At 72.1% G+C, this 25,575-nt stretch carries 28 protein-coding genes and 2 pseudogenes; 22 read left to right on the top strand and 8 right to left on the bottom strand.

Annotated features, from left to right (window positions below; all coding sequences use genetic code 11):
- The first annotated feature begins 53 nt into the window (after nt 1-53).
- Nucleotides 54-698 (top strand): fasciclin domain-containing protein, encoded by a 645-nt coding sequence (locus CG736_RS03895; RefSeq protein WP_100584691.1) that lies wholly within the window; start codon nt 54-56, stop codon nt 696-698.
- 428 nt (nt 699-1,126) lie between these two features.
- Here the strand turns inward: CG736_RS03895 and CG736_RS38830 are convergent.
- The 3 genes and pseudogenes from CG736_RS38830 to CG736_RS03880 form a co-directional block, all read right to left on the bottom strand.
- Nucleotides 1,127-1,597: pseudogene (locus CG736_RS38830) on the bottom strand (IS5/IS1182 family transposase); the annotation flags it as partial.
- A gap of 88 nt (nt 1,598-1,685) precedes the next feature.
- Nucleotides 1,686-2,216 (bottom strand): GNAT family N-acetyltransferase, encoded by a 531-nt coding sequence (locus CG736_RS03885; protein WP_157815396.1) that lies wholly within the window; start codon nt 2,214-2,216, stop codon nt 1,686-1,688.
- A gap of 39 nt (nt 2,217-2,255) precedes the next feature.
- A complete protein-coding gene (locus tag CG736_RS03880) occupies nt 2,256-3,398 on the bottom strand; it encodes an aldo/keto reductase family protein (protein ID WP_369879807.1) in 1,143 nt (380 codons plus the stop codon).
- A 199-nt stretch (nt 3,399-3,597) separates the two neighbouring features.
- On the opposite strand from CG736_RS03880, the gene CG736_RS03875 reads away from it, so the two are divergent.
- The 11 genes and pseudogenes from CG736_RS03875 to CG736_RS38825 form a co-directional block, all read left to right on the top strand.
- On the top strand, nt 3,598-4,317 hold the full coding sequence (locus CG736_RS03875) for a thiamine pyrophosphate-dependent enzyme (RefSeq protein WP_100584688.1): 720 nt from the start codon (nt 3,598-3,600) through the stop codon (nt 4,315-4,317).
- A 63-nt stretch (nt 4,318-4,380) separates the two neighbouring features.
- Entirely contained in the window at nt 4,381-5,274 is an 894-nt protein-coding gene (locus CG736_RS03870) for a transketolase family protein (protein ID WP_100585035.1), read from the top strand.
- A gap of 83 nt (nt 5,275-5,357) precedes the next feature.
- A complete protein-coding gene (locus CG736_RS38330) occupies nt 5,358-5,483 on the top strand; it encodes a hypothetical protein (RefSeq protein WP_255418981.1) in 126 nt (41 codons plus the stop codon).
- A 116-nt stretch (nt 5,484-5,599) separates the two neighbouring features.
- A complete protein-coding gene (locus CG736_RS03865) occupies nt 5,600-6,424 on the top strand; it encodes a JmjC domain-containing protein (protein ID WP_100584687.1) in 825 nt (274 codons plus the stop codon).
- Nucleotides 6,425-6,428: 4 nt separating this feature from the next.
- The gene (locus CG736_RS03860) at nt 6,429-7,313 is read left to right on the top strand and encodes a JmjC domain-containing protein (protein ID WP_100584686.1); all 885 of its coding nucleotides are present in this window, start codon (nt 6,429-6,431) and stop codon (nt 7,311-7,313) included.
- Between the two features lie 4 nt (nt 7,314-7,317).
- A complete protein-coding gene (locus tag CG736_RS03855; RefSeq protein ID WP_100584685.1) occupies nt 7,318-9,306 on the top strand; it encodes a prolyl oligopeptidase family serine peptidase in 1,989 nt (662 codons plus the stop codon).
- Nucleotides 9,307-9,425: 119 nt separating this feature from the next.
- Nucleotides 9,426-10,607: a YcaO-like family protein gene (locus CG736_RS03850; protein WP_157815395.1), complete on the top strand. Its 1,182-nt coding sequence runs from the start codon at nt 9,426-9,428 to the stop codon at nt 10,605-10,607.
- Nucleotides 10,604-11,287 (top strand): TfuA-like protein, encoded by a 684-nt coding sequence (locus CG736_RS03845; RefSeq protein ID WP_100584683.1) that lies wholly within the window; start codon nt 10,604-10,606, stop codon nt 11,285-11,287. The genes CG736_RS03850 and CG736_RS03845 overlap by 4 nt, the downstream gene beginning before the upstream one ends.
- A 164-nt stretch (nt 11,288-11,451) precedes the next feature.
- Nucleotides 11,452-12,204, top strand: coding sequence for a phytanoyl-CoA dioxygenase family protein (locus CG736_RS03840; RefSeq protein WP_100584682.1), 753 nt, complete (start codon nt 11,452-11,454; stop codon nt 12,202-12,204).
- Nucleotides 12,205-12,268: 64 nt separating this feature from the next.
- Nucleotides 12,269-13,498, top strand: coding sequence for an MFS transporter (locus tag CG736_RS03835; RefSeq protein ID WP_157815394.1), 1,230 nt, complete (start codon nt 12,269-12,271; stop codon nt 13,496-13,498).
- Nucleotides 13,499-13,617: 119 nt separating this feature from the next.
- Nucleotides 13,618-13,725: pseudogene (locus CG736_RS38825) on the top strand (IS5/IS1182 family transposase); the annotation flags it as partial.
- A 33-nt stretch (nt 13,726-13,758) separates the two neighbouring features.
- Here the strand turns inward: CG736_RS38825 and CG736_RS03825 are convergent.
- Together CG736_RS03825 and CG736_RS03820 are read right to left on the bottom strand one after the other, a co-directional pair.
- Nucleotides 13,759-14,457 carry an ABC transporter ATP-binding protein gene (locus CG736_RS03825; RefSeq protein ID WP_100584680.1) on the bottom strand — a complete coding sequence of 233 codons (699 nt, stop codon included), beginning with the start codon at nt 14,455-14,457 and terminating at the stop codon, nt 13,759-13,761.
- A gap of 32 nt (nt 14,458-14,489) precedes the next feature.
- Nucleotides 14,490-15,545 carry an FtsX-like permease family protein gene (locus tag CG736_RS03820; RefSeq protein WP_100584679.1) on the bottom strand — a complete coding sequence of 352 codons (1,056 nt, stop codon included), beginning with the start codon at nt 15,543-15,545 and terminating at the stop codon, nt 14,490-14,492.
- A gap of 180 nt (nt 15,546-15,725) precedes the next feature.
- Between CG736_RS03820 and CG736_RS38325 the strand changes: the two genes are divergently transcribed.
- The 4 genes from CG736_RS38325 to CG736_RS35900 all read left to right on the top strand — a co-directional run bounded on the left by CG736_RS38325 (nt 15,726) and on the right by CG736_RS35900 (nt 19,304).
- Nucleotides 15,726-17,051, top strand: a complete 1,326-nt coding sequence (locus CG736_RS38325) for a sensor histidine kinase (RefSeq protein WP_198520342.1) — start codon at nt 15,726-15,728, stop codon at nt 17,049-17,051.
- A complete protein-coding gene (locus CG736_RS03810; RefSeq protein ID WP_100584677.1) occupies nt 17,048-17,692 on the top strand; it encodes a response regulator transcription factor in 645 nt (214 codons plus the stop codon). Before CG736_RS38325 ends, CG736_RS03810 begins: the two co-directional genes overlap by 4 nt.
- A gap of 62 nt (nt 17,693-17,754) precedes the next feature.
- On the top strand, nt 17,755-18,363 hold the full coding sequence (locus tag CG736_RS03805; protein WP_100584676.1) for a TetR/AcrR family transcriptional regulator: 609 nt from the start codon (nt 17,755-17,757) through the stop codon (nt 18,361-18,363).
- A 2-nt stretch (nt 18,364-18,365) separates the two neighbouring features.
- Nucleotides 18,366-19,304: a hypothetical protein gene (locus CG736_RS35900; protein WP_198520369.1), complete on the top strand. Its 939-nt coding sequence runs from the start codon at nt 18,366-18,368 to the stop codon at nt 19,302-19,304.
- Nucleotides 19,305-19,367: 63 nt separating this feature from the next.
- Here CG736_RS35900 and CG736_RS03795 read toward each other — a convergent pair whose 3' ends face one another.
- Complete coding sequence (locus CG736_RS03795; protein WP_100584675.1) at nt 19,368-20,213, bottom strand: NAD(P)H-binding protein; 846 nt, start codon at nt 20,211-20,213, stop codon at nt 19,368-19,370.
- A 125-nt stretch (nt 20,214-20,338) separates the two neighbouring features.
- On the opposite strand from CG736_RS03795, the gene CG736_RS03790 reads away from it, so the two are divergent.
- From CG736_RS03790 to CG736_RS03765, 6 genes are all read left to right on the top strand, one after another.
- A complete protein-coding gene (locus CG736_RS03790; RefSeq protein ID WP_100584674.1) occupies nt 20,339-20,728 on the top strand; it encodes a helix-turn-helix domain-containing protein in 390 nt (129 codons plus the stop codon).
- 94 nt (nt 20,729-20,822) lie between these two features.
- A complete protein-coding gene (locus tag CG736_RS03785) occupies nt 20,823-22,088 on the top strand; it encodes a hypothetical protein (RefSeq protein WP_100584673.1) in 1,266 nt (421 codons plus the stop codon).
- A complete protein-coding gene (locus CG736_RS03780; protein WP_100584672.1) occupies nt 22,081-22,767 on the top strand; it encodes a hypothetical protein in 687 nt (228 codons plus the stop codon). Before CG736_RS03785 ends, CG736_RS03780 begins: the two co-directional genes overlap by 8 nt.
- Before the next feature lie 173 nt (nt 22,768-22,940).
- The gene (locus CG736_RS03775) at nt 22,941-23,312 is read left to right on the top strand and encodes a VOC family protein (protein WP_100584671.1); all 372 of its coding nucleotides are present in this window, start codon (nt 22,941-22,943) and stop codon (nt 23,310-23,312) included.
- A 102-nt stretch (nt 23,313-23,414) separates the two neighbouring features.
- Nucleotides 23,415-23,870: a hypothetical protein gene (locus CG736_RS03770; RefSeq protein ID WP_100584670.1), complete on the top strand. Its 456-nt coding sequence runs from the start codon at nt 23,415-23,417 to the stop codon at nt 23,868-23,870.
- Complete coding sequence (locus CG736_RS03765; protein WP_100584669.1) at nt 23,871-24,347, top strand: hypothetical protein; 477 nt, start codon at nt 23,871-23,873, stop codon at nt 24,345-24,347.
- A gap of 37 nt (nt 24,348-24,384) precedes the next feature.
- Here CG736_RS03765 and CG736_RS03760 read toward each other — a convergent pair whose 3' ends face one another.
- Nucleotides 24,385-24,858: a carboxymuconolactone decarboxylase family protein gene (locus CG736_RS03760; protein ID WP_100584668.1), complete on the bottom strand. Its 474-nt coding sequence runs from the start codon at nt 24,856-24,858 to the stop codon at nt 24,385-24,387.
- A 146-nt stretch (nt 24,859-25,004) separates the two neighbouring features.
- Nucleotides 25,005-25,460, bottom strand: coding sequence for a hypothetical protein (locus CG736_RS03755; protein WP_100584667.1), 456 nt, complete (start codon nt 25,458-25,460; stop codon nt 25,005-25,007).
- Nucleotides 25,461-25,575 lie beyond the last annotated feature (115 nt).

Here is a 25,575-nt window from a genome sequence, read left to right as displayed (position 1 = left end):
CTGCTTTCCCCCGTACCGCTTCACCCCACCCGAACACCGAGGAGAACCCCGCCATGTCCGCGAACACCCGCACCCGTCGCACCTTCACCGCCCTGCTCGCCGCCGGGACGCTCGCGCTCACCCTGGGCGCGTGCAGCACCGGGAACAGCCCCAGCTCCACCTCGGCCTCGGCGTCGACCTCCGCGGCGATGCCCGGCAACGCCGTGCCCGCGGCAGTGCCGGCCGACCAGCCCTTCGGCGCGGCCTGCGCCGCCGTCCCCAAGAACGGTGCCGGTTCGTTCAACGGCATGGCGCAGGACCCGGTCGCCACCGCCGCTTCGAACAACCCGCTGCTGTCCACCCTGGTGGCCGCCGTCAAGCAGGCCGGCCTGGTCGACACCCTCAACTCCGCACAGAACATCACGGTCTTCGCACCCACCAACGACGCCTTCGCCAAGATCCCGAAGGCCGACCTGGACGCGCTGCTCGCCGACAAGGCCAAGCTCACCGCGGTCCTCACCTACCACGTCACTCCCGGGCGCCTCGCCCCGAGCTCGCTGGCCGGCACCCACAAGACCCTGGAGGGCGGAAGCCTCACGGCCACCGGCTCCGAGCCGGACTTCACCGTCAACGGCAACTCCAAGGTCCTGTGCGGCAACGTGCAGACCGCCAACGCCACCGTCCACATCGTCGACACCGTCCTGATGCCCGCCTCCTGAGCCTCCGTCATGCCGAGGTCCCGGCCGCTTCCGGCCGGGGCCTCGCGCCGACCGCGGTGCGCGACCCGAACCCACCACTCACCGATCCCGGAGGCCGACCGCCCCTCATGAACCCGTTCCCGCCGGACTCCCGTACCGACCGGCGGAGCGGCGCGGCCGGGGGAGCACCTCCCGGCCGCCCGACCCCGGGCCGCGGCGCGTACTTCCCCGCCGCACCGCGCCCGGGGTCGCCCTGTGGACAGGACGGTGGATGTCGTCCCGCCGCTGTCGGAGGCGTGGACGCGGTCCTGCTCCGGATCCGACCTCCGAGCGGGCGGTTCGAGGGTTGATGTCCGGTTCGAGTCGAGGTTGGGGTGAGGGCTACCGCTTCAACCTGCGGGATTCTGGTGCTGCACCGGCGTCCGGTCCGCGACCACCAGCACCGGCCGGTTGCGTTCGACGATCTCGACGTCGATGCCCGGGCCGGCGCCGTGCGCGGCGACCTGCTTCGTGAAGCACTGGTCGACCAGGGCCTTGCGGACGGTGCCGCCGGCGTGCGCCGCGACCTGGTCCGGCAGGGCGATGCCCGCGGCGTCGTCGTGCGGGTGCGCGGCCAGGACGACGACGGCGGCGATGACCGGGCCCAACACGTCCACGGCCAGGGCCCGTCTGCGACCGGGCGCCCGCTGCGCCGGGTCCCGGCCGGTCGTGCGGGGACCCCGGCGGCCACGCGGACGCTCTGCGGGTCCAGCACCACCAGGGCCGGGTCCTCCCATCGGCGGGCCCTGTCGCGGACCTGGCGGCACAGGAGCTCACGGATGACCCGGTCGGTCCCGTCGTCGCGCAGAGGCCGCGAAACAGTAGTGCGTCGCGGTCTTCGGCGGCAGATCGTGCGGGAGGCGGGCCCACTGGCGACCGGTCCCCCCGGTAGAGGACCGGACTCTCGGAATCACCTCCGGTCGGAGGGCGCCGCCCGGCCAGTGGGCCCGGCCCGGGCGGCGGCCGACGCTACGGTGCCGACGCCCCCTGGGCTGTGCGCCCGCCGTTCAGTCCGCGTTCCCAGAACACCTCGTCGCGCCACGCGCCGTCGGCGTAGAAGTGCTCGTGGGCGATGCCCCAGGACCGGAATCCGTGCTTGCGGAGGATTGCCTGGGAGGCGAGGTTCTCCAGTTGGGTGTGTGCCTCCAGGCGGTGCAGGTTCAGCTCGTCCTCGGCGATCCGCAGTGCCAGGCCGACGGCACGGCTCGTGTGCCCGAGCCCTTGGTGGCGGGAGGAGATCCAGTAGCCGAGGAACCCCTTCTGGAACGGGCCGCGCAGGATGGAGCTGATGGTGATCTGGCCGATGACGGCCCCGGCGGAGACCACGACGCCGGGCCAGGCGAGCCCCTTGCGGTGGGACTCCAGCAGGGACGCGATGACCGTGGCCTGCCCGCCGGGCGCATAGAACTCCTCGGGCCTGGCGGGCAGCCAGCGGGCGTACGCCTGCCTGTCCCGGAGGAGCAACTCGGCCAGTGCGGGACCGTCCGAAGGGTCGATCAAGCGGATCAACGTGGACTTCACGAGTGCTCTGCTGCCTTGTCAGTTGCCGTAGCTGGTCGGTTGTGAGGGGGTCTTGCGCGGGTCGCGCTCGATGATCGGGTCGAGGATGCGGTCGATGCGCTCGACGGTCTCGTCGTCGAGCTCGATCCCGGAGGCCGTGGCGCTCTGGGCGATCTGCTCGGGCTTGCTCGCGCCGACGATCGCGGACGCGATGTTCGGGTTGCGCAGCACCCAGGCGATGGCCAGCTGGGGCATGGTCAGGCCGAGGTCCGAGGCGACCTCGCCGAGCTCGGCGACGCGTTTCAGCACGTTGGCGGTCAGCGCCCCCGAGGCGAACTGGGAGGCCGCCGCGCCCGCGGCGCGCGATCCGGTGGGGGGCGGCGTACCCGGCAGGTACTTACCGGTCAGCAGCCCCTGGGCCAGCGGCGACCAGGCGAGCTGGCCGATTCCCTCGCGTTCGCACAGCGGCAGGACCTCCTCCTCGATGACTCGCCACACCAGGTTGTACTGGGGCTGGTTGGAGACGATCCGGTCCAGCCCCATCCGGTCGGCCAGTTCGAGGGCCTCGGACATCTGGGCCGCCGTCCACTCCGACACCCCCACGTAGAGGACCTTTCCCTGTCGGACCAGGTCGTCGAAGGCGCGCAGGGTCTCGGCGAGTGGGGTCCGCTCGTCGAAGCGGTGTGCTTGGTAAAGGTCGATGTAGTCGGTTCCCAGGCGCCGCAGCGAGCCGTGCGCCGCCTCCATGATGTGTTTGCGGGACAAGCCCCGGTCGTTGGCCCCCGGACCGATCGGGGAGAAGACCTTGGTCGATATCTCGACGGACTCCCGGCGCACGTTCTCCAAAGCGCGGCCCAGGACGACTTCTGCTCGGGTCCCGCCGTAGACGTCGGCGGTGTCGAAGGTCGTAATGCCCTGTTCGAGCGCCTCTCGGGCGATTCGCTCGGCTGATCCCTCTGTGTAGCTGATCCAACTGCCGTAGGCGATTTCGCTGACTTTCAGCCCGCTACGCCCCAGTGATCGATGCTTCATGGCTCGGCAGTTTACGCCCGAGGTCAAGCGGTTTACGAGCCTCGGGTATTCGACCGAGCAGGCCGATCTGCCGGCGGGTACGGAAAAGGTGTGCTTGAACTGCGACGATGCGAGGAAAGACAGCAGTTCCGGGCCCGTGGAACCCGGCATTCCCGCAGCGTCGTGCGACGGCCCGCCCCGAACGGCCTCGGGACATAACGGGCGAACCGCCGAGACGATCACCGAGTGAGGGCCGCTGACGAATCGAGGACGAGTGATTCATGAGCATGGATTCGGCCAACCTGGGAAGCATCGTTCGAGACCGACCGAACTGAGTGTAGGTTCTTGGTTGGCCTTCGAAAGGATGACCATGCGCGACAACCTGCCTCGGTTACGGGACCCGGAGTCGGGCCCGGCCGAATTCGAGGACCTCGCGGGACTGATGTCGAGGATGACCGGCGACGAGAAGCACGCCGAGGCCGCGACCTCGACGATGGACGCGCTCTGGGTGCTCTACGACCGGGTCCTGCGCGTCGATCCGGCCATGCGCGAGGACCGTGACCGGTTCTACCTGTCGAAGGGCCACGGTCCGCAGGCCTACTACGCGGTGCTGTGCGCCAAGGGCTTCTTCCAGCCTGAGCTGTTCGACATGTTCGGCGCGTTCCGGTCACCGCTCGGCTACCACCCCGACCGCACGCTCGTCCCCGGCGTCGAGATCTCCAGCGGATCCCTCGGGCACGGCCTGCCCCTCGCGGTGGGGACGGCACTGGGGCTGCGGGCCCGCGGACTCACGGACTCCCGCATCTGGGTGCTGCTCGGCGACGGCGAGTTCGACGAGGGGTCCAATCACGAAGCGGTCGCCTACGCCGCGCGCGCCGGTCTGGACCGGCTGAACGCCGTGGTCGTCGACAACCACTCGGCGACACAGGGCTGGCCCGGCGGTCTGGAGACGCGGTTCGCGGCCGAGGGCTGGGCGATCCAGCGGGTCGACGGCCGCGACCACGACGCCCTGGAGAAGGCCTTCACCACCCCTCATCCCGGCCGACCCGGTCTGGTCGTCGCCGACGTGGGCGCCGCGGCCGACCGCTGACTCCTCGACCTCAGAGCCATCCAGATCTCAGAGCCATCCGGAGGAGTGCCCTTGGCCGGCATCATGCGTCAGCGCTTCGTCGACGTCACGACGGAACTGCTGGACGTCCACGAGAACCTCGCCCTGGTGACCGCCGACCTCACCGCAGGTCTGTTCGGCGCCGCCAGGGAGAGCCATCCCGACCGGGTACTCAACCTGGGGATCAGGGAACAACTGCTGGTGAGCGTGGCGGGCGGCCTCTCGCTGGCGGGAATGCGGCCGATCGCCCACAGCTTCGCCCCCTTCCTCGTCGAGCGGCCCTTCGAGCAGATCAAAGTCGACCTGAACCACCAGGACGTGGGCGCGGTCCTGGTCAGCGCCGGCGCCTCCTACGACATGGCGAGCGGCGGCCGGTCCCACCAGTCGCCCGGCGACGTCGCGCTGTTGTCGACGCTGCCGCACTGGACCATCCACGTGCCGGGCCATCCGGACGAGGCCGAGGCGCAGCTGCGCGAGGCCGCGACGGGCGACGGGCTCGTCTACGTCCGCCTGTCCAACCAGTCGAACGCCGAGCCGTACGGTCTGCGTTCGGGGCCGGGCTTCCGGCTCCTGCGCCGGGGGAGACGGGCCACGGTCATCGCGGTGGGCCCGTTGGCCGACCCGGTGCTCCAGGCCACCGAACACCTTGACGTCACCGTCCTCTACGCCGCCACGATTCGCCCCTTCGACGCCGAGGGATTGCGCGCCGCGGTGCACGAACAAGCAGTGGCCTCCGTCGTCCTGGTCGAGCCCTATCTCGCTGGAACGTCGACGGCCGAAATATCCGATGCCTTGATCGACAGGCCGCACCGAATTCTCGCTCTCGGGGTTGCCAAAGAGGAACTGAGGCACTACGGATCGCCGCGCCAGCACTCCATCGCGCACGGTTTGGGACCGGCGGGGATGCGTCAGCGAATTAATTCGTTCCTCTCCCCTTGACGCGCCGCCCGCTCTCCAATCTAATATTCATCGGACCGTTATCCGACGGGAACCGACGAACCGGCAAGGAAAAGGAGTATTCGATGTCCATCAACGACAAGCTCGCCGCCACCAACGAAGAGGTCATCATCGCCGAGGCCGAGGCCGAGATCGAGGAGCTCTCCAAGCACGACCGCCCGATGGTCGTCGGCGTCATCAACGAGGCCTGACAGCGCGCCGCTCGGAGACGGCCTCCGGGCCGTCTCCGAGCGGTTCCATCCGATCGGCAGGAATTCCCGTGGGAACTGTACATCCGCTGGCTCGCCTCATTGACGAAGTCGATCTCATGGAGGTCTTCTGGAACAAGAAACACGGCCTGTTCAAGGATGCCGCTCCCGTCACGGGAATGCTGGACGAGAAAGCAATTCAGGAAATACTCGATGTCGGCCTGCTCCGCTGGCCGTACTTCATGCTCCTCAAGGAGGGAGTCCAGCCCGCGATCTCGGACTTCACCCGGACCAGGAACGTCCGAGGCCGGGGCGTGAGCGGCTTCGCCGACGCCCGGAAGGTTCGCCGGCTCCTCGACGGCGGCGCCACGATGAAGCTGAGTCAGCTCGAGGACTGGCACCTGCCGACACGGTCGCTCATGGACGAGATCGAGAGCCGGCTTCCCGCCGAGCTCAAGGCCTACGTCTTCTACACCCCGTGCGACAACACCGGCATGCTTCCGCACCGGGACCCGTCCCACGTGCTCGCGCTGCAGATCGCAGGCGCCAAGGAGTGGCGCATCTACGACACCCCCGACAAGGTCGACTCCCGTGGCGGGCTCCTGCCCGACCTGGACGCGGACAGTCACTCGCACTCCTTCGTCATGGAGCCCGGGGACGTCCTCTACCTGCCCCACGGCATCCCCCACGTCGCGACGGCCCGCACGGGCACCTCGCTGCATCTGACCCTGACCCTCACGGAGCCGGCCCCGCTGGATCTCGTCGAGTCCGTGATGGAGGGCTTCGGCGCCGAGGCGGACCGGCTGGAGGCCGTCACCTCCGGCGCCTCCACCGAGGACAAGGCCGAGGCGATGACCCGCGCGTTGCTCGACCACCTGGACCGGATGGATTCGGACGCACTCGTGGACTCGGCCGTGGCGCGCATGCGGAACCGGAGGGCCTGACCCGATGATGATCGATGCTTCCGCGCGGACGGACGGGACCAGGCGGGCCGAGGGGACCACGCGGACGCCCGCGAACATCGCCGACCTCGTCGGCGACGCCGAGTCGTTCCTCGCCGAGGTGTGGGGCAACCGCACGGCCACGTTCACCTGTGAGCCGGCGAGAGGGCTGCTCTCCATGGACGGCGTCTGGCGCGAGCTGGACTGCGGCTCGCTGGTCGCCCCCTACTTCGGCATCCTCCGGCAGGACGCCACTCCCACGGTCTCGGGCGTCTGTGAGACCCGGATCGTCCAGACGAAGCCCCGCCCGGGGTACGCGAAGCCGGCCGCAGTGCGGGAGCTGGTCGCCTCCGGCCGGGTCTTCCTACTGAGGCAGCTGGAGGACTGGAACGCCGGCCTCGGCACCCTGGTCGACGCACTCCGGGGCGAATGCCGTGCCGAGGTCGGCGCCGACGCGTACCTCTGCGCCGCCGGATCCGCCGGGGTGCCTGCCCATGTCGACGGCGCCCACGCCCTCGTCGTGCAGCTGGACGGCCGGGCGCGCTGGGTCGTGGGCGAGGGCGAGGGCGCCTTCGAGACCGTGCTGGAGGCCGGCGGCGTCCTCTACGTCCCGGCGGGACGGGTGCGCCAGGTGGCCCCGGACGGCACCGACACGCTCCACCTGGTGATCTCCGTCCAGCAGCCCACGGTCCGCGATCTCGCCGAGCTGGCCCTGGCACAGTTCCTCAAGGGCTCCGCCGCGGCACAGATCGCGGGACGGCACCACTTCGGGTCCCCGGCGGAGAAGGTCGCCTGGCTCCGCACCGAACTGCGCGCCCATCTGGCCGGCCACGACCGCGGAGCGCTGGCGGAGCAGGCCGTGCGGCTGCGGCAACATGAAGGCAGGGCGTAGGACCGTGAGCGAGCCCACCACCGAAGGCACCGCCGGGACCGCCCTGTTCGACCTCATCAGGGCGCAGCAGCGGCTCAAGTCGGCGCACCGGCTCGGCAGTCGTCTTCTCGTCGAATCCGACATCGAGCGGGAGAACCGTTCCGACCTCGTTCCTTTTGTGCTGGGCTACTCGTTCGACGGCGATGACGGACCGGCCCTGCAGCACGCCCACGCGGGCGCCTCGTCGGTGACCGTCATCGGTGACGACGACTACCTGTTCCTCTCGGATCGGCGTCCGAGAGCGGAACATCCGGTCGGCGGCCGGTCACTCTGGCGGCACCGCGAGGGGCGGCGGCCGGAGGCGCTGCTCGGCACCGCTCGCGACGTGGTCTGCTACGCCGCCGGCGGCCGGACGGCCGTCGCGGCCGTCTGGGTCCACGCCGAGGCGGACTCCCTCGCTTCGGACCGCGCGCTCCGGGAGGAGGCGGCTCAGGACGGCCTGACCGCGGTGATCGTCGGCGGCGACCTCTGGCCGCGCTCCGGCTATCGGTTCGGTCCCGAGGTACTCAAGCTGGTCGGAGTGTCCCTGGACGAGGATGCGGCCGCGCCGGAACTGTTGGACACGCCCCTGGAACGGGACACCCTGCTGTCCGGCCAGCTCGCCCTGACTCCGGACGGCCGCCGCTGCGCCGCCGGGTTGGTCCGCTTCCTTCCCGGCGGACACCGTCGCTACGGCTTGCTCGTGTTCTCCCCGGGCGCGCCGGACGACGCCCGGCAGGTGTGGGCCGATGACGATCTGAGCGACGCGATCGCTTCTCCGGACGGTGCCTGGTTCGCCTGCACGGCGGAACGGATCGCGGTCCCCGGGACGGCGCCCCGTCAGGAAGCGGCCCTGGTGTCGAGCGACGGCCTCGTCGTGCGCAAGGTCGGCCGGGGCCATCGCGACTGGCTCCAGCCCCGCGCCTGGCAGGACCCGACGACCCTGCTGTGCACCGGCGAGGAGGACGGGCGGCGCCACCTGTGGCGGGTCGCCGTCGACGAGGACGACGTCACGCGGATCGACGCCGGCGGCTCGGTGTTCTCCGTGACGGCCCGCCCGGGTGAGGCCCTGGTCGTCCGCTCCTCCATCGCCTCACCGCCCTCGGTCGTCACCCTCGCGCTCGCCGCGCCGGGCGTCCCTCGGACGGAGATCCTCGCCCCGGCGGTCGAGGCCACTCCACGGGGCCGGATGGAGCGCCTCACCCACACGGCATCCGACGGGGTCGAGTGGAGCAGCTGGCTCTGCCTGCCCGAGGACGTCGACCGGGAGCTGCCCGTCCTGGTCTGGTGCCACGGCGGACCGATGCTCAGCTGGACCGACTGGTCCTGGCGGTGGAACCCGTGGCCGTTCGTGGCCGACGGGTACGCGGTGCTGATGCCCGACCCGCCCCTGTCGGTCGGGTACGGTCAGGACGCCATCGAGCGGGGCTGGGGGAAATGGACCTCCGAGGTGGCCGTCGTGGCCGCCGAGCAGGTCGCGGACGCGCTGCTCGACCCGCGTCTCGACGCCGACCGGGTGGCGGTGATGGGCGCGAGCTTCGGGGGCTTCCTGTCGTTGGCGCTGGGGACGCTCCTGCGCGAGCCGCGTCTGATCGTCAGCCATTGCGGCTGGGCCGACTTCCCGGCCGTGGCGCGTGCGTGCGATCTGCACTGGCACTGGCTGCGCGAGTACGGTCCGGTGGACTCGTCGGCCTCCTACCGCTCGGAGAGCCTCTCACTGGAGGCGATCCCGCCGCGGACGAAGGTGCTGTTGTCCCACGGGTGCGAGGACACCCACGTACCGGTCGGTGAATCCCGCGCCATGTACCGGACGCTGGACACCCAGGGCGTGGACGTCGAACTCATGCTCGTCCCGGACGAGAGGCACAGCATCCTCAGGCCCGCGAACGCCGCAGCCTGGCACCGATGGGTGGCCCGGGCATGCCGCGAGACGCTCGGAGGCCGATCAGCGCGAAAGGAACTCAGCGTCAGATGACGATCGTTCACACGAACCTCCGCACGGGAGCCCCCGCGGCGGGTGTTCCGGCGAGCCTCGATCGGACCCATTGGTTCCCGCCCGCCGGGGACCCGCCCGCCACCGCCTGCGGCACCTCCTTGCGGACGCGCACGCTGGAGGAGACGGAAGCGCTTGCCCGGGCCTCTTTCACCCGGTGCGGGATCACTCGGATCGCCGACATCACCGAGCTCGACGACCTCGGCATCCCGGTCTTCAACAGCTTCCGCCCCGCCGCGGCCCCCGGGCTCAACACGGTGACCAGCGGCAAGGGCATGACCCCGGCTGCGGCCCGGGTGTCGGCCATGATGGAGGCGATCGAACGGACCTGGTGCGAACAGCGGGCGGGTGAGCCCCCGCTCCGGGCCTCGTACGCCGAGCTGCGCGAGGCGGGCACCCCGGTCCTCGACCCGCGGCGTCTGATCCTCAAGAGGGGCCACACCTGGACCGAGACCACCTCCATCAGCTGGTGGCCCGTGCGGGAACTGGCCTCGAACGTCGAGGTCCTGGTGCCCGCCCTCGCGGTCTTCGTCCCGTTCCCGAACGAGTGCGGGATGTTCCGGTCGAACACCATCGGCCTCGCCGTGGGCAACAGCCCGCAGGAAGCCCTGCTGCACGGGCTGCTCGAGACCGTCGAGCACGACTGCACGGCGTTCGGCGAGACCCTGAAGAGTGGTTGGAACATCCGGCTGTCCTCACTGCCGGACGCCGCCCGGGAGTTGGCCGGGCGGTTCCAACGGATCGGCATCGAGGTCCAGGTCTTCGCCTACGTCAACGACATCGGGGTGCCGACCTGCTTCGCGACGACCGACGACACCCAGGCCGGGGACGGAATGCTCTTCAACGGCGGCTGGGGCTGCCACCTCGACCCGGTCGTCGCGGTGACCCGCGCGCTGACGGAAGCGGCCCAGTCCCGACTCGCTGTCATCGCGGGCGCCCGGGAGGACTTCACGGGGCAGGCCTATCGCCGGAACTCGTCCTACGAGGCACTGCAGGAGATGTACCGGATGTTCAACGGCGGACGGCCCACGGCGGACTTCGACGTGGTGGAGAGCGCGAGTACCGGCACGACCGACGGCGACCTCGACGTGGTCCTGGCGGGGCTGGAACGCGCCGGGCTCCCGCTGGTGTTCGCGACGGAACTGGCCCCCGAAGGCTTTCCCTTCTCGGTGACCAAGGCGATCGTGCCCGGACTCGAGGTGTATCACAACGATCCCGCCCGGCTGGGAACACGCCTGCACCGCGAGATGGTGCGGGCCGGACTCGCAAAGTCCCTGTCATGAGCGCCGCCGCCACCGTCACGGTGTTCGCGGGCCCTTCGCTGCGCCCGGCAGACCTCACGCACCTGCGCCTGCTCGCCGAGGAGCGGAACCGGGTGCTCGACCTGCGCCCGCCGGTCCGTCGGCACGACCTGGCGGCCCTCATCGGCGCCGAGGCCCCTCGCCGGACCCTCATGCTGGACGGGGAGTTCGGCCAGAGCCTCGCGGTCAGCGTGACCGAGGTGCGGGCCCTCCTGTTCGCGGGGCAACCGCTGACCGGCGCGTCCTCGATGGGGGCCCTGCGGGCCGTGGAGTGCCGGACGATCGGGATGACCGGCAGCGGCTGGGTCTACGAGCAGTACCTGAACGGCTCGATCGAGTCCGACGGCGAGGTGGCGCTCCTCTACGACCCGGAGGACTACACCCCCGTCACCGTTCCCTTGGTGAACCTCCGTTGGCTGATGGCGGAGCGGGTCGGGGAGAAGGACCTCACCCCCGAGGACGCGCACACCGCGCTGGCGATCGCGCGGTCCCTGAACTTCCGGGCCAGACGGCCCTCCGTCCTGGTGAAGCAGTGGAAGCGCGGGCTTCCCGGCGACGCCGCGGCGATTCTGGCGGAACACCTCGCCGCCGACCGCCTCGACCACTGGGACCGCAAGCGGCTCGACGCCCTCGAAGCCGTCCGCGCGGCGCTGTCGTCCTGAGGCGCGCTGCGTCCCCCCGGACGCCGTCGGCAGCGGACCGGCGTCGACGCCGCCGACGACCGCGATCAGCCCGGGCTCCTCGCCTCCACGCTCCCACCCCATGAGAACCCCCGGCCCCGTTCGGCGGTCCGGGCCCGTTCCCCGGATTCCGACAGGAAGAACGCATGAACCAGCCCGTGACCGATGAACAGGTGGTCGCCTACCGACGCGACGGGTTCGTCCGCATCCCCGGCATCATCGGCGAGGACGAGGCCGCTCGCTATGCCAGGGCAGCGCTGGCGGCGAGGGACCGGCAGAAGGACGTTCCCCGCGATCCGGCGTTCACCCACTTGATGCAGCTGTGGCAGCAGGACGAGACCCTCCGCGAGCTCACCCTCAGCCCCGTCCTGGCCGCCGCGGCCACCGCACTGGCCGGGGTCCCGCTGCGGCTGTACCACGACCACCTGTTGATCAAGGAACCGCACAACGGCGCCCCCACCGAGTTCCACCAGGACCAGCCCTACTGGCCGCACCTCGGTTCCCGGCACTCCCTGTCCGCCTGGGTTGCCCTCGTCGACGTCCCGACGACACGCGGCTGCATGACCTTCATCCCCGGCTCGCACCTCCTCGACGGCCGGCACCGCCAGGACCTGCGCGACGCCGACAACCTGATGCGGGCCGCTCCGGAGCTGGTCTGGGAACCCCGCGTCACCGTCCCGCTCCGGGCCGGCGACTGCACCTTCCACCACTCGCTCACCGCCCACAGCGCCTCGCCGAACCTCACCGACGACCCGCGCGTCGCCCACGTCGTCGTCTACATGGACGTCGAGACGCGCTACGACCCCCGCGAACGCCTCGTCGGCGAACCCCTCGTCGAGCCGGCCGGCGTCGCTGCGGGAGTCCCGTTCCCGGATGACGACTTCCCCCCGCTCCCGTGAAGACAGACCGCTTGAGGACGGGCCCCCGCGGCCGCTTATCGCCCGACACGCCACGGAGTTCAACGTGATCGCTTCTTTCGTACGGAACAACTACTCCTCGCTGAAGGGCCCTGCCAGGACGCTCGCCCTGCTGCACTTCCTCGACAGCGTGGGCGGCGGTGTCTTCACGTCCGGTTCGGCCGTCTACTTCATCGTGGTCGCCCACCTCTCCGCCCCCCAGGTCGGCCTCGGCCTCTCCATCGCGGGCCTTTCCGGGTTCGTGTCCAGCGTGCTCATGGGCATGGCCGCCGACCGGATCGGGGCCCGGCGCCTGCTGTTCCTCGCGTTGCTGGCGATCGGCGTCGCCTACTGCTTCTACCCGGTGGTCGGTTCGCTGCCGGCGTTCTTCGCGGCGGTGGGTGTGGTCGGGGCGCTCGAATGGGGCTCCGGCCCGCTGTTCCACACCTTGATCGCGGAGTTGGTCCCGGAGGGCGACCGGGTCAGCGCACGCGCGGCCCTGCGTTCGGTGTTCAACGTCGGCTTCTCGCTCGGTGCCCTGGTGGCCGCGGCGCTGATCGGCATCGGAGGCTCCGCGATGCAGATGCTTCCCCTGGGGAACGCCCTCTCCTTCCTGCTGGCGGCGGGACTGGTGCTGCGGCTGCCCGCCACCCCCGCCCCGCGCACCAGGACGGAACGCGAGTCCCGCTTCCGGGCGTTGAAGGACACGCCCTTCCTCGGCGTCATCGGCGCCTCGAGCCTGCTGGCCCTGCACGGCGCGGTCCTCGTCGTCGGCATCCCGCTGTGGCTCGTGACCAGTGACAAGCTCCCGCGCAGCGTCATCCCCGCGGTCTTCGTGTTGAACACGATCCTGGTCGTGCTCTTCCAGGTGAAGTTCGCCAAGGGATCCGAGACACTGGGCGGCTCCGTCCGCGCGGCGCGCAAGGCGGGCCTGATCAGTGTGGTCGCATGCCTCGCCATGGCCATCGGCAACGTGACCACGGCATGGGTCGCGGGCGTGTTCGCCCTGGCGGCGGTCCTCCTCGTCACCTTTGCCGAGCTGGGGCAGTCGGCCAGCGCGTTCGGCCTCGGCTTCGGACTCGCCCCCGAGGCGGCACGGGGAGAGTACCTGGGGGCGTTCCACCTCCACGTGGTCGTCCAGGCGACCGTCGGACCGGCCGTGGTCTCCTTCCTGGTGATCCACTATGGCTCGTACGGCTGGCTGACCCTGTGCCTGGTCTTCCTCGCCGGCACGGCCGCGATCGCCCCCGCGGTGCGCCGGGCCCGCAAGGACGACCTGACCCCGGCGTCCGCCTAGCTCGATCTCCGACCTCTGCAGCGAGGCCGACGGCTCCGACCCGTCCTCACCGGTCGTCACGGTCCGGCGCCGTGCTCCGGTGCGGGTCGTTCCCGGTCGGCGCGGGCGGCCCGCCGGACGAGAAGCAGGTCGCCGCGCACGGCGTCGGCCCGGGCATCGGCGTCGAGATCGTCGAACGCAACCCGCGGGACAAGGGGTTCGTCCCGCAGCCGAAACGCTGGAGGGTCATCAACCCGCGAACCGCCCTCCGAGGACGGCTCCTAGCGGGCCGTCAGGCGGCCGTCCTGCATTTCCAGGACTCGGTCGGTGCGGCTCAGGAGGTCGCGGTCGTGGGTGACCATGACGGTGGCGGTGCGGTGGGTGCGGGTGACCTCGGCGAGGAGGTCGACGACCTGGGCGCCGCGTTCGTGGTCGAGGGCGGAGGTGGGTTCGTCGACCAGGAGGACGGAGGGCTCGCCGAACAGGGCGCGGGCGATGTTGACCCGCTGGCGTTCGCCGCCGGAGAGCTGGTGGGGTCGGCGCTGCTGCTTGGGGCCGGCCAGGCCCACCGACTCCAGCAGGTCCTCGGCGCGCTGCCGGGCGGCGGCCGGGCGGCGGCCGCGCACCGACTCCAGCACCAACAGCTGCTCCACCGCGGTCAGCGAGGCCAGCAGGTTCGACTGCTGGAAGACGATGCCCAGGCGCTCGCGGCGCAGCGACGTCCGCTCCCGCTCGCCGAGCGCGCCCGCGTCCACGCCGTCGATCAGCACCTGCCCCGTGTCCGGGCGCTGGAGCGTCGCGGCGACCGCCAGCAGGCTGGACTTGCCGCAGCCCGACGGGCCGACGATGGCCGCGAACTCGCCGGGGGCGACGGAGAGCTCGATGTTGTTCAGGGCCGTCAGCCGGCTCTCGCCGTCCGGGTAGGTGAGGGTGACGCCACTCAGTGCGAGGCCGGTGCGGACGGCGGTGGTGGTGGTCATGGCGGGGTCCTTCGGGAAGAGAGGTACGACGGTCATCGGTTGGCGCCGAGCGCGGCGAGCGGGTCGACGGCGGTGATCCGGCGGACGGCGAGGGCCGCGCCGAGCAGGCCGAGCAGCACCATCGCGCCGACCGGCACCGCCACCGTGAGCACGCCCACGTCGAACGGCACCGCCGCCGAGGCGAACGCCCCGCCGATCGCGCCGATCGCCCCGCCGAGCAGCGAGCCCGCCACCAGGACGGCCGCGGCCTGCGCGAGCGCGTCGCGCACCAGGTAGCCGCTGGACGCGCCGACGGCCTTGAGCACCGCGATGTCGGGGCGGCGCTGCACCGTCCACACCGTGAAGAACGCGCCGATCACCAGGGCGCTGACGGCGAACAGGAAGCCCTGGATCATCAGCAGGCTGCCCCGCTCCGCCGAGTACCCGTTGATGCCCGACAGCGCGTCGCTCCGGGAGACCGCCTTCAGGTCGGTGGGCAGGTCCTTCGGGGTGCCGTGCACCGCGACCGCGGTCGGCTGCTTCTGGCCGGAGACCTGCTGCCACGTCGTCGTGGTCGTCCAGACGCTCGGTGCGTGCGAGAGCGAACGCTCGGCGGTGATCGCGCTGACCGTCAACTTCTGGGCGCCGAGGGTGACTTGGCTGCCGGGGGAGAGGTGGTGCTCGGCGGCGGTGTCGGTGCCGACGGCGACCTCGCCGTCCTTGGGCGCCGCACCGGCCGACAGCGGCGGAAGCAGCGCCGCGTCGGTGCCCAGCACGCTCACCGAGGCCGCGCCGTCGGGGGCCGTCAACCGCGTCATCGCCACGCCCAGCGGGTGCGCGTCCCGGGTGCCCGGGGCCGCGGCGATCTGCGCCTGCTGCTCGGCCGTCACCGTGCTGGAGGCGAACGACACCTCCGGCGCCGCGCCCGCGGGCGCGCCGAACACCACGCCGTCCACCGGGAGTTCGGCGATCGTCGAGGACGCCGCCGAGGACAGGCCGCCGGTCAGGCCGTAGAGGAACACCACCAGGGTCGTGATCAGAGTGACCACCGCACCCATCAGGGCGAACCGCCCCTTGGCGAAACGGATGTCACGCAATGCGACGAACACGGGAAACCTTCCGAAGGACAGCTGGACGAGAAGACCACTCCACCTTCGCGTTTTCCGCCCGCCCTGCCATCAGGGAGAAGGCGGACTGTGCACCGTCCGTGCGGTGCAGCCGAAAATCCATCGAACGGTTGATGCCGCGTCGCGCCGACCGGTCGCCGGTGCCCCGTACCCTCGGACAGCGTGCCCCGTACCGAACCACCCCCGCCCCCGCCCGCCACCGCACCGCACCGCTCACCCGCCGGCCCGACGCCCGCGCTGCGACTGGCCAACCTCGCCGTGCACGGCATGTTCTTCACCCTGCTGGCCGTCCTGCTGATCCGGGCCGCCGCCAACGGCGAACTCGGCGCGGCCGGCTGGGTCTGCGCCGGGGCACTCGCCGTCGCCTACGCCGCCGGCGGCGTGCTGCGGCAGATCCGCGAATCGCGCGCGCTGGGCACCGTGTGGCTGCTCGCCGTCGCCCTGCTGTGGATCGAACTCACCCTGCACCACCCCGAGTTCAGCTACCTCGCATTCCCGCTGTACTTCGTCTGCCTGCACGTGCTGCCGGTGCGCTGGGCGCTGCCCGCGGTGGCCGGCCTGACCGCCGCCGTGATCGCCGCGCAGGCCACCACCCCCGGCGGGCTCACCACCGCCAAGGTGATCGGCCCGCTGGCCGGCGCCGCCGTCGCGCTGCTCACCGCCTACGGCTACGCCGCCCTCTACCGGGAGAGCCGGGCCCGCCAACAGCTCATCGACGACCTGGTCCGCACCCGCGGCGAACTCGCCGCCAGCCAGCGCGAAGCCGGCCGCCTCGCCGAACGCCAGCGGCTGGCCCGGGAGATCCACGACACCCTCGCCCAGGGCCTGTCCGGCATCGTGCTGCTGGCCCGCGAAGCCGCCGCCGCCCTGCCCGACACCCCCTCGCCGGCCCTTCCACTGCTGCGCGAGATCGAACAGAACGCCTCCGCGAACCTCGCCGAGGCCCGCCGGTTCGTCCACGCGCTCACCCCGCCCGCGCTCGACGACACCACCCTCGCCGACGCGCTGCGCCGCCTCGCCGACGGCGCCGACGCCGCGTTCCACCTCGACGGCGAGCCCTACCCCCTGCCCGTCGAGGCCGAGGTGGCCCTGCTGCGCCTCACCCAGGAAGCCCTCGCCAACGCCGTCCGGCACGCCGCGGCCCAGCACATCGCCGTGACCCTCGGCTACCTCGACGACACCGTCACCCTGGACGTCTACGACGACGGCACCGGCTTCGACCCCGCCACCGCACCCGCCCCCGGCTCCTTCGGCCTGCACGGCATGCACGAGCGGATCGCCGCCCTCGGGGGCACCCTCACCGTCGAGTCCACCCCCGGCGAAGGCACCGCCGTCGCCGCGACCCTGCCGCTGCGCGCGATCGACCCGCTGCCGACGGCCGCCGACGGCCCCGCGCCTGGCGCCCGTCCGAAGACGCCGCCCGGCGGCCGGCCGGGTACGCCGCCCGGCGGTGCGCTGCGCCTGCGGCTCGCGGGGGTGCGGCGGTGATCCGGGTGCTGGTGGTGGACGACCACCCCGTGGTGCGGCGCGGCCTGCGCGCGATGGTCGACGACCTGCCCGACGTCACCGCCGTCGGCGAGGCCGCGGACGGGGCCGCCGCGCTCGACCTGCTCGCCGCGCTCCCGGCCGGGCAGCGCCCGCACGTCGTCCTGATGGACCTGCAGATGGGCACCGGCATGCACGGCGTCGAAGCGACCCGCCGGATCACCGCGCTGCCCGACCCGCCCGCCGTACTGGTCCTCACCACCTACTCCACCGACGCCGACATCCTCGCCGCGGTCGAGGCCGGCGCCACCGGCTACCTGCTCAAGGACGCCCCGCCCGAGGACCTCGCCGCCGCCATCCACGCCACCGCCCGCGGCGAGACCGTCCTCGCCCCGCCGGTCGCCGCCCGCCTGCTCGGCCGCGTCCGGGCCGGGCGCCCCACGCTCTCCCCGCGCGAGGCCGAGATCCTCCAGCTCCTCGCCGAGGGGCTGCCCAACCGGCAGATCTCCAAGCGCCTGTTCATCAGCGAAGCCACCGTCAAGACGCACCTGGTGCACATCTACGACAAGCTCGGCGTCGACTCCCGCACCTCGGCCGTCGCGGCGGGCCTGGCGGCGGGCCTGATCCGCGCCGTCGACCGCTGACCGACCGCCGCAGAAACCCGGACCGGGTACAGTTTCGTACCCGGTCTGAGTATGATGATCCGATGGTCGGACTGCGTGAACTGAAGAAGGAACGGACCGGACGCCGGATCGCCGAGCAGGCCCTGCGCCTGTTCGCCGAACGCGGCTTCGAGGACGTGACGATGGGCGAGGTCGCCCGGGCCGCCGAAGTGGCCCGGGCGACCCTGTTCGCCTACTACCCCACCAAGGAGTCGCTGGTCCTGGCCGGTGTGGCCGGTGACGACCTGGCCACGACGGTCGCCGACCGCCCCGACGGACAGTCGGCCCTCGCCGCCCTGCGCGCCCACCACCGCACCCTGGCGGCCGGCCCGGTCGCCGCCGCCGACCTGCCCGCACTGCTCACCCGGGTCCGGGTGATCCAGGCCAGCCCCGCGCTGCGGACCGCCGCCGACAGCCTCCGGTACCGCCAGCGGCAGGCCCTCGCCGACGTCCTGTCCGCCGAACACGGTGAGACCGCCGGCACGCTGATGGCCGCCCAGATCGCCGCCTCGCTGGCCGCCCTGCAGGAACGCCACTTCGCCCGCCTGGTCGCCGGCACCCCCGCCGAGCAGGCCGACCGGATGCTCGCCGAAGACCTCGAACTCGCCTTCGACCTGCTGGAACACGGCCACGGCGGAACGAGGGAGCAGTGACGGTGCGCACCCTGGGCATCACCTACGACACCGGGACCTTCACCGGCGAACGCCTCACCCGCCGCCGCTTCGACCCCGCCCGGGTCCGCCACGACCTGACGGTCGTCGCCCGCGAACTGCACTGCGACGCCGTCCGGATCACCGGCGGCGACCCCGAACGGCTCGACCTGGCCGCCCGGTTCGCCGCCGACGCCGGACTCGACGTCTGGTACTCGCCGTTCCCCGCCGACTTGCCGCCCGCGCAGCTGCTGCCGCTGTTCGCGGACTGCGCCCGCCGCGCCGAGACGCTGCGCCGCTCCGGCGCCCGGGTGGTGTTCGTCGCGGGCTGCGAACTCAGCGTGTTCGCCGAGGGGTTCCTGCCCGGAGCCACCCACCTCGACCGGCTGCACGCCATGACCACCGCGGACCTGGACTGGTGGCTGGCGCTCGGCCCCGTCCCCGAGCAGCTGAACGCCTTCCTCGCCGAGGCCGCGACGACGGTCCGCCAGGAGTTCGCCGGCCCCGTCGGCTACGCGTCCGGACCGTGGGAGCCCGTCGACTGGACCCCGTTCGACCTGGTCGGCGTCGACGCGTACCGGTCCGCGCAGAACGCCGACGAGTACCGCGAGCACCTGCGGGCCGCCCGCGCCCACGGCAAGCCGGTCGCCGTCACCGAGTTCGGCACCTGCGCCTACCGCGGCGCCGCCGACCTCGGCGGCATGGCCTGGCAGGTGCCGCCCGGCGCCGTCCCCGACGAGGGCGAACAGGCCCGGCACCTCGACGACCTGCTCGACGTCTTCGCCCAGGAGGGCATCGACAGCGCCTTCTGGTTCACCTTCGCCGCCTACGACAAGCCCGGCCCCCGCGACCTCGGCTCGTACGGCGTGGTCCGGACGCTGGACGACGAACGGTGGGAGCCCAAGCGGGTGTTCGACACGATGGCCGCCCGGTACCGGCGCTGACGGCGACCCGCCGGAGGCGACTCGCTCGACACGCCCCACTTGAGGCGGCTCACTTGAGGCGGCTCACTGGAACGCGGCGACGTACCGCCGCGCCCAGTCGGCGAAGGTGCGCGGAGCGCGGCCCAGGACGCGCTCCACGTCCGGGCTGATCCGCCGCTCCGCCGGAGTGGGAGCGCCGAGGATGCTCAGCGTGGTCTCCACCACTGGCTCCGGCAGGAAACCGAGCAGCTGCGCCCGCGCCTCCTCGGCCGTCTGCTCGACGAACCGCACCGGCTCGCCGAGCGCGTCGGCGAGCGCCTCGGCCCGTTGGCGGGGCGTGGTGGCGACCGGACCGGTCAGCTCGTAGATCCGTCCGTCGTGGCCGTCCGCGCGCAGGGCGACGGCCGCCACCTCGGCGATGTCGTCCGGGTCGACGGACGGCAGGGCGACGTCCGCGAACGGCGCGGCGACCGTCCGGTGGGCACGGACCGGCTCGGCCCACGCGTACGCGTTGGAGTGGAACCCGCCGGGCCGCAGGATCGTCCACGCCAGCCCCGACTGCCGCACCGCCTCCTCGAACGCCAGCGCCGTCGCACCGTGCGACTGCGATTCAGGCCGGGTCGCCACGCCCTGCGAGGACAGCAGGACGACGCGGCCGATGCCGGCCGCCCGCGCGACCTCCACGATCCCGTGCGGGCTCAGCAGGTGGGCGCTCGGCCCGCCGTTCTGCAGGAACAGCGCGTCCGCCCCGTCGAACACGGCCCGCAGGCCCGCCGGATCGGCCAGGTCCGCCCGCCGGTGCGCGATGTGCTCCGGGACGTCCGCCGCCGAGACGTTCCGCGACGTCGCGGTCGTCGGCACGCCGGCCGCCGCGAGCGCCCGCACCAGCGATCCGCCCACGTTACCCGTCGCTCCCGTGACTACGATCATGGCAATTCCTCTGTTCCGTACGGTGATTGACGCCCAGTCGGAGCGGCGCTCCCGGGCAGTGCGAGGACGCTAACAAGGCCGATACAGTAGGTACCTAGAGGAAAGCGACTACCCGTGGAGTGCGTGTGGCCACCGAGACCGACCGGGCATCGGCCGCCGCCACCGACCCCGAACTCGCCTGCCCCACCAGCGCGGTGGTGGACATCGTGTTCAGCCGTTGGACCACGCCGATCCTGTGGACCCTGCACACCCACGGCCGTCAGCGCTTCGTCGAACTGGAACGCCGGATCGGCGCCATCACCGCGAAAGTCCTGACGCAGCGCCTGCGCCAACTCGAACGCGACGGCATGGTCGTCCGCACCTACCACCCGGAAGTCCCCCCGCGCGTCGAGTACGAGATCACCGACCTCGGCCGCAGCCTCGCCCCGCTCTTCGCCCACCTCTCCCAGTGGGCCGCCGCCAACCTCGACCGGGTCGAACAGGCCCGGCACGCCTATGACGAGCAGGCGCCCTGAGGCCGCAGCGATTCGGTGGTCAGCGCCGCCGCGTGTGTGTATCGTCGCAGTGCGCGACCGGACGGCTGTCGCGAAACAGCAGCTGGGGGCGGCAATGGCTGTGCAACCACCACCGGGACTCGATCCTGTCCTCAGCCTGCTCGGCGTCCGCTTCCCGAGCATCGACGAGGACCAACTCAGGCTGCTGGCCGACCAGTTGGAGAAGTTCGCCGAGGGGCTGGACGGTGCCCAGACGGCGGCGGACGCGCAGCTCGCCCAGCTGTACGAGGTCTACCGGGGCTGGTCCGCGGGCAAACTCGCCGAGCTGTGGAGCACCGTCACCGGGTACTCCGGGCTGATCGCCGAGACCTGCCGCACGGTGGCCAGAGTGCTGCGTGCGGCGGCCGTGGTGGTCGAGGTGGCCAAGACCCAGCTCATCACACAACTGCTCGCCGTCCAGGCCCAGTTGGCGAGGGTCTCGGCCCGCGGCTCGTGGCGTGCGGCGGCGGTGCTGCGGCTGGGTCGCAAGATCGTCAACCAGTTGCTGGAGGCGGCGGCCGACCGGCTCGCCCGGACCGTCGCCCGGCCGATCGACGACATGGTCGACAAGGTCGCGCAGAAGATTCCCCCCGCCCCGGTGGGCGGCTCCGACCGCTCCGACGGCCAGAGCTTCGACATCGACCTCGGGCAGCTCAGATCGTGCGCGGCCGGCCTGCGCCGCGGCGCGGACGACATCGAGTCGAAGGGCCTCGACCTCCGGCGGACCGTGCAGGGCCTCACCACCGGCGAACCCCGCGACCCGTTCGGTGAGTTGGCGATCGAGGCCACCGAGAAGATCCTGCGGGCGATCACCGACGACGCCCTCGGACGGATCCTCACCTCGTTCCGCGACACCGCCGCCAGGATGGACCGGCTCGCGGGCGGCCCGACCGAGGACGCGGACGGCAGCCGCATGGCGTTGAACAGCCTCTCCAGTACCGTCACCGACCGGCTCCGCCCGTCCCCCTTCTCCGATTCCGGCTTCTTGCGGGGCGGTTCATCGGCGGCCGGGCTCGCGATGCCCCGGTACAGCCCGGTCGGCTACTTCCGAAGGCCCGGCGCCGACACGTCCGCCCTGACCTGGGACTCGCCGTACGAGGACGCCGCCGCCCCCCGCGCCGCCCGCCCGCCCGAGCACGTCCGGGACCACGTGCGGCGGCTCCTGGACACCGACCTCACGGCGCTCGGCGCACTCGACGAGGCCTCGCTGGACGAGATCGCGGACACCGTGGACCGGGGCCTCGCCGAACTGCTGGAACGACTCGACCGCCTGCCCGTCCCGACGAACGGGACCCTGGGCGACGATCTGACGGAAAGGCCCACCGGGGAACATCGTGGCTGAGGACGAGCAGTACGAGGCGGACTCCGAACCGGACGGGCCGTACGAGGAGGGCTTCGAGCCGGACGACCTGTGGCAGAGCCGGGCGTTCGAGCAGGCGAGCAAGATGGCCGCGAAGTGGGGCGACGTCCCCGCGCCGACCGTCGTCGCCATGCTGGCCACCCTGAACCAGGAGGCCGAGCGCAAACAGCAGTTGCGCCTCAAGCTGGCGGAGTTCCAGCACGAGCTGGAGATGGCCAGGCTCAAGGACGGCGAGCGGCTCCACGAGTTGGAGATGGCCAAGCTGAAGGACGGCGAGCGGCTCCACGAACGGGAGATGGCCAAGCTCAAGGACGCCGACCGGCGGCACAAGCTGGACATGGCCAGACTGAAGGACGGCGAACGACTCCACGAGCGCGAGATGGCCGAGCTCAGCGACGCCGACCGGCAGCACCTGGTGGGCGTGGCCGCCGGCGTGCTGGTGAGCCTGAGCTGCATCGGCGGCGCGATCTGGTTCGGCGCGGCCGGCCACTACTGGCCGATGGGCATCCTGGTCGGTCCGGTGCTGATCGTGCTGACCAAGATGTTCGTCCTGCGCCGGAGCGACACCGGCGACGTGGGCGCGATCGCCAACACCTTCGGCAGGCGGCTGGGCCTGAGCCCCGCCCCCCGCGCCGACGCCGAAGGCACCGACGTCGGCTGAGGCGCTCCACCGGCCGACCCGGCCGGGCAGTTCGCTCACTTCCGCCGAGGCCGCCACCCGGAGCGCGGACGACCCCAAGGCGGTCCGGGCCGGCCGGGGCAGCATCGGCCGGCGGCCCCGAGGTCCACGGGTGCGGCTGCCCCCGATCTCCGCGGTGCGCGAGAATCGGCGGCATGCTGAGAGTCGGGTCGGTGGTACTGGGCGTGGCGGACGTGGCGCGGGCGACGGCCTTCTGGACGGAGGCGCTCGGGTATGTGCCCCGCGAGGGGAGGCGGGACGACTGGGTCGTTCTGGTGCCGGCCGGTGGGGGTGAGGGGGTCCAGGTGGCGCTGATGCGCACGGGGACACCCGTTCAGGAGCATCCGCGGGTCCACCTGGACCTGTACGCCCGGGACGCGGAGGAGCAGGCCGCGGAGATCGAGCGGCTGCTGGCCCTCGGCGGGCAGCGCGTCGACTGGGACAGCTACCCGCAGGACCCGGACTTCGTGGTGCTCGCCGACACGGAGGGGAACCGCTTCTGTGTGATCGACACCAGCCACGGCTGACCGGGGGCGGGGTGCGAGGTGCACGACCAGCGCCTCCGGTGGTCCGCTCCCTCCTGGAAAACCACTGGTCAGGGCGTCGGCGAGGCTGGCAGGCTGCCGGGTATGGACTCCTTGCGCGTGGTGGCGAACCGTCAGGCCGTCGGGTGGATCTGGCCCGAGCAGCTTCCGATGGCGGCGGCGGATCTGCTGGTGGACGGTCATGACTCCCCGGCACTGCGGGAGTTGGCCGGCTGCAGTGGCCGCGAGCAGAGTGCCGAGCTGAAGTGGCTCTGGCGGCGGGCGCTCGACGAGCTGGGGGCGGCGGAGCCCGAGCAGGAGGACGCGGAGCGGTGGGCGCTGCGCGAGGTCGCGGCCCGGCTGGTCTCCGGTGAGATCCGGTCGATGGGCGAAGTGATGGCTGCCGTCGGCGGGTTGGAGTCCGCGGAGGGCGAGTTCGTCCGGGTCGTGGGGGAGAGGTGCTGCGACGGGTGCGTCGAGTACTGGACTCCCGAGCAGATCCGGGCCTGGGAGGCGGAGGCGCGGGCCGCCGCGGCGGCGCTCGTGGCGGAGGGGCGGTGAGTGGGGGTGCCGGAGGCGGAGCGGGTGCGGCTGGTGGCGCTGCGGTACCGCGCAGGTGAGCTGAGTACCGGTGAACTTCCGATGGCCGCCGCCGAGTTGGTGGCCGACGGGTTCGACTCCTCGGCGTTGTACGACCTGGCCGGGCGGGGGCGACGGGAGTCGGCGTCCGAGTTGGAGCCGCTGTTGCGGGAGGTGCTGGACGAGTTCGGTCTGGCGTACCCGGGGGCGGTGGACGGCAAGCGGTGGCTGGTGCGCGAGCTCGCGGCCCGGGTGGTGGCGGGCGGTGCGACGCCCGCGGAGCTGGCTGCGGCGGTGAGCGACTGGGACTCCGAGGGCCTGGACCAGGACGAGGCGGCGCTGCTCGGGCTGTTGGCCGTCCACTGCGACTGCTGCGCCGGGTACTTGACCGCCCAGCAGTTCCGCGAATGGGAGGCCGAGGTGCGGGCCGCCGCTGCCGCGCTCTCCGGGGGAGAGTGAGGGCGGCCCCTCCCTTGCGGGGGAGGGGCCGAACGGGTCAGGCGAACTGGCCGGGGACGTAGTCGCCCGCGGGCTGGCGAATGATCACGTTGACCCGGTTGTAGGTGTTGATCAGGGCGATCAGGCCGACGAGGGCGATCAGCTGCTCCTCGTCGAAGTGCTTGGCGGCCTCCGCCCAGGCCTCGTCGCCGACGCCGCCCGCCGCGTCGGCGATCCGGGTGCCCTGCTCGGTGAGTTCGAGCGCGGCGCGCTCGGCCTCGGTGAAGCAGGTCGCCTCCCGCCAGGCGGCGATCAGGTTCAGCCGCTGCTGGGTCTCCCCGGCGTGGGTGGCGTCCTTGGTGTGCATGTCGGTGCAGAAACCGCAGCCGTTGATCTGGCTGGCCCGGATCTTCACCAGCTCCTGGGTGGCGGCCGGGAGCGAGGAGCCCCCGATGGCGGCGCCGGCCGAGTTGATGTGCTTGATGATCTTCCCCGCGAGCGGGTTGCCGAAGTAGTTGAGGCGTGCGTCCACGGTCGGGCTCCTTGTCGTGTGTGCTTCTGCAAGGACTGACCCCGCAGCTCCACCGAATGTGACCGCCCTGCGGATGTGACGCCCGTCACGCCACCCGTTCGTGTCCGTTCGCGTCCGTTCGGCCGTGCGGGCGGACCGGGGCGGCGTCAGCGCGGGGCCGTTCCGACGCTGCGCACCCACACGGGAAAGGGCGGGAACCCGGGGTCGGGCTCCGGCGGGTCGTCGACCTCCTCGGGATCCTGCTGCTCGTCGTGCAGGAAGCCCTCGACGACCGGGCCGAGATCGCCGACCGGCAGGTACGCGGCACCGAACGGCAGCTCCTCGGCGGGCACCGATCCGGTGGAGCACCGGAGTTGGTCGGCCTGGCGGTCGTGCCACACGTAGAACGTCGCCACCCCGGCGAAGCCCAGTTCGCGGACGCGCTCCCGGATGCGTCCGGCGGTGCGCTCGAAGGCGGCGACCACCTCACGCACGGTCAGGGACCGCCGGTCCTCGTCTGCCGCGCTCAGCAGCCAGGTGTTGGTCTCCCACTCCACCCGCCGGTCGGCCGGCTCCAGCGCCAGCGGTTCGTCCGCCACCTCGGCGATCCAGGTCAACAGCACCCGGGGAGTATCCCGGTGCGGCGAGGGCTCCGGCAAGCGGGAGAGCGACGGCGGACCGGGCGGCCGTCGGCGGGATCGGCCGTGGACGTAGGGTGGGCAGCGACCGGGGATCGGT

The organism is Kitasatospora sp. CB02891 (assembly GCF_002803145.1).
GTDB classification, from domain to species: Bacteria; Actinomycetota; Actinomycetes; order Streptomycetales; family Streptomycetaceae; genus Kitasatospora; species Kitasatospora griseola.
The sequence above is the reverse complement of the archived record's forward strand: the minus strand, read 5'-3'. Positions and strand labels throughout refer to the sequence as shown.